The following is a 3,141-nucleotide window of genomic DNA, read 5'->3' as shown; positions in this document are numbered from 1 at the left end:
GTGGAGAGCAGCATGTCCATCTCGCGATCAGGAGGCTCAGGAGTGATCTGCCGCGCGAGATCGACGAGCTCGTCGGTGACGTGCCCCATCGCCGAGACGACCGCGACCACGTCGTCACCCGCCTGCTTGCGCGAGATCAGCCTCAGTGCGACCGCGCGAATCCGGTCGGGGCTTCCCACCGACGTGCCGCCGAACTTGGTGACCACGAGTGCCATAGGTTCTCGACCCCTGGGCAAGCGCCGATGTCGGATACGCCGAACGGACAGCCCTGCCTGCGCGTTAAGGATTCATCCATTCTAGTGTGAATCCTTAACGGATGCCAACAACTCTAAACACGCCGCCGGCTACTCAACCCCGTGGAAGTCCAGCTTGACGGCCAAGTGGCACATCCTCGCCGAGAACCCCTCGAGCGCGTCGTCGTAGAAGTGGTCGACGAGTGTGCCGCCTGAGACTCGCCCGATGATCGTGTCGATTCGACGCAACGCCATGCGCATGTCGTCAAGCTCCGTGGGTGACTCGTCCTTGGCGTCCTCCGTGAACATGAGACGTCCGCGCTCCATGCGGTAAGGCAGTCGTCCTGCTCGGAAGTACTCCTCGACCTCGGCCTCTACGTTGCTCGCCAGGCGCGGTCCACCCAGACGACGGAAGCTCGCCAAAACCCCATCGACCAGCGCCGAGAAGATCGCGCGCGCCTCCTCGGCGCTGACCTCCTCGGCCATGTCGCCGAGCACGCCGCTGCCAGCCCGCTCGAGTTCCTCGATCACGGTGGTCATCGTCTCGACGATGCGCGGATCGAACTGCGTGCCCGAGCAGCGGTGCAGCTCTTCGATCGCGTCGGCTGCCGAACGGCCCGCGCGGTACGGGCGGTCGGCGGTCATGGCCTCGTAGCTGTCGGCGACACACAGGATGCGCGCGAGCAGCGGGATCTCCTCGCCTTTCAGGCCAGCCGGGTAACCCTGGCCGTCCCAGAACTCGTGATGATGGCGAACGATCGGCGTGATCGCCCAAGGGAACGCTACCGGCCGCAGAATGTTGGCACCGATGAGCGGGTGGTGGCGCATCTGCGCCATCTCATCGTCGGAGAGCTGGCCGGGTTTGAGCAGGATCGACTCCGGGACGCCGATCTTGCCGATGTCGTGCAGGTACGCCGCCATCTCGAGTGCCGTGAGCTGGTCGTGGCCCAGCTCCAGATGCTCGGCGATGAGTATCGCGTAGGTCGCGACCTTGTCCGAGTGGCCTCGCGTGTACGTGTCCTTCGCGTCGACCGCCGCGGCAAGCGAGCGGACGGTGGCGATGTAGGCCTCCTGCAAGCTCGAGAACAGCTCGATGTTGCCCACCGCGATCGTGACGTGGTTGCCGATGGTCGAAAGGAGGCGAACGTCGTCGCTGTTGAAGCGGTAGGTCGCGTCGCTCGACCCGACCGTGATCGCCCCGATCGTTCCCTCCGAGGACACCAGCGGCACGCACAGCGCAGCCTTGGCACCTGTCACGACGTCGACCTGGCCGGACTCCGAAGTCGGATCCGGATTGAAGATCAACGGACGGCCTTCGCGAACGACCCACTCGGCCATCGAGGAACGGATCGCCTGAGTCCCCGCCGTCTCGCCGAGCACCTCGCCGCCGCGGACGGCGCGAATCTCAAGCGAACCAGCGTCGCGATCACGCAGCGCAACGTAGCCCACGTCGAGGTCGAAGATGCGCAGCGCCGAGTCGAGCGTGGAGCCCAGCAACTCGTCCATGTCCAACGTGGAGCCGAGTGCTCGGCTCATCTCGTAGAGCGTCGCCAGCTCGAGAACCTTCTTGGTCAGCGACTCCGAGCGCTCTCGCAGCGAGTCGGTCATGTCGTTAAACGTCTCGCCGAGCAGTTCGATCTCGCTCGTCCCGCGTCGGATCGGGACCTTGGTCGAGAAGTCGCCAATCGCGATGCGATGCGCTCCCTCGGCGAGCTCCACGAGCGGTTCGCTCACCCGTTGCGCCACCCAGAAGCCCAAGCCGATCAGCGCGATGACCGCGAGAAGCGCGCCGATGGTGACCATCCGGACGCTGTTGCGGGCAGTAGTCTCGGTGAGACTCTCACTCACGGCGCTGAGCAGGTAGACGACGGGAGCGCCGCCGCCCACGGAACCCGCGCCGAGCGGAATCACTCGGAGCCGATAGTCGATACCGAGCACGGAGACATTGCCCTCCCCGATCCCGCTCGCGGCAGCGGCCTTGAGCGCGTCTTGGACGGTCTGGTCGTTCGAGCTCAGCGAGTCCTGCAGCGCCCGCTCCGCCCCGGTTTGCGGCTCGTGCACCGTTATGGCCAAGCGCTGACCCGTGGGAGAGAAGAGCCCAAACGCCCCGGTCGCGCCGTCCGTTAGCGCTCCCAACCAGGCATCGCCGACGTGGGTCGAGAGACCGAGGCGGTAGCGCGCGGTCGTGCCGAGCGGCTCGTAGGCGGTCAGCGTCCCGTCTTCGCCAAGGATCGTCCCCGACGCTGGGACACCCGCGGCCCCACCTCTGCCGACGAGCAGCTTGCCGCCCGGAATCGAGCTGCTGCCGGCACCCGCGATCAAGTTGCCAGAAGCGGCGTCAACAACCTCTTCGCTTCCGTACGGCAGCAGGACAGCCTGACTTGCCACCACTGCGGCCAGAGTCGCTCGGTCACCCCGATCCGCCGCGGCGCGGGTTTGCGGGTCTTCAGCAAGCAGATGTGCAACTTTGCCCATGTCTGCGGAGTACTGGTCGAATCGCAGCGCGACGCTCTGGCTGGTGGTCTGCGCGATCTGACCCGACCATTGCTGGGTGAGATCTTGGAGGAGATAGAGCGCCGCGACCGCCGTCAGAATGGCCATCGCGATGGAGACCGCGATGAACGGGACGGCAATCTGGGTGTGCAGCCGCGAGCTGAACGAGGGCTTAGGTCTCATCACATGCCGCGGAGCGGTTCGTCGCTGCGCGTTGGTTCCTTCCCAGATGAAGAGCTGCGTCTGGCCTGCACCCGACCGCCCCCGTCGAGCACGATGGTCAACTGCGTCGCATTGTATAACGGACGGGCCCCGAAGCTAAGAAGCTTAGGGGCCCGAGACGGTGCTGATTTTTCTATCAGGTTACAAACCCACGCACTACCATCGCCCCAATATTTATTACCAGTAGCGATCG

At 65.2% G+C, this 3,141-nt stretch carries 2 protein-coding genes; both read right to left on the bottom strand.

All coding sequences use genetic code 11. The features are described from left to right. Positions 1-215, bottom strand: a 215-nt coding sequence (locus tag P4L93_03185) for an aspartate kinase (GenBank protein ID MDR3685952.1), incomplete at its 3' end; no start/stop codon positions are given. Positions 216-344: 129 nt separating this feature from the next. After that, on the bottom strand, positions 345-2,909 hold the full coding sequence (locus P4L93_03180; protein ID MDR3685951.1) for an HD domain-containing protein: 2,565 nt from the start codon (positions 2,907-2,909) through the stop codon (positions 345-347). Positions 2,910-3,141: the final 232 nt, after the last annotated feature.

The sequence above is a fragment of the Coriobacteriia bacterium genome (assembly GCA_031292615.1).
Lineage (GTDB): Bacteria > Actinomycetota > Coriobacteriia > Anaerosomatales > JAAXUF01 > JARLGT01.
The sequence above is the reverse complement of the archived record's forward strand: the minus strand, read 5'-3'. Positions and strand labels throughout refer to the sequence as shown.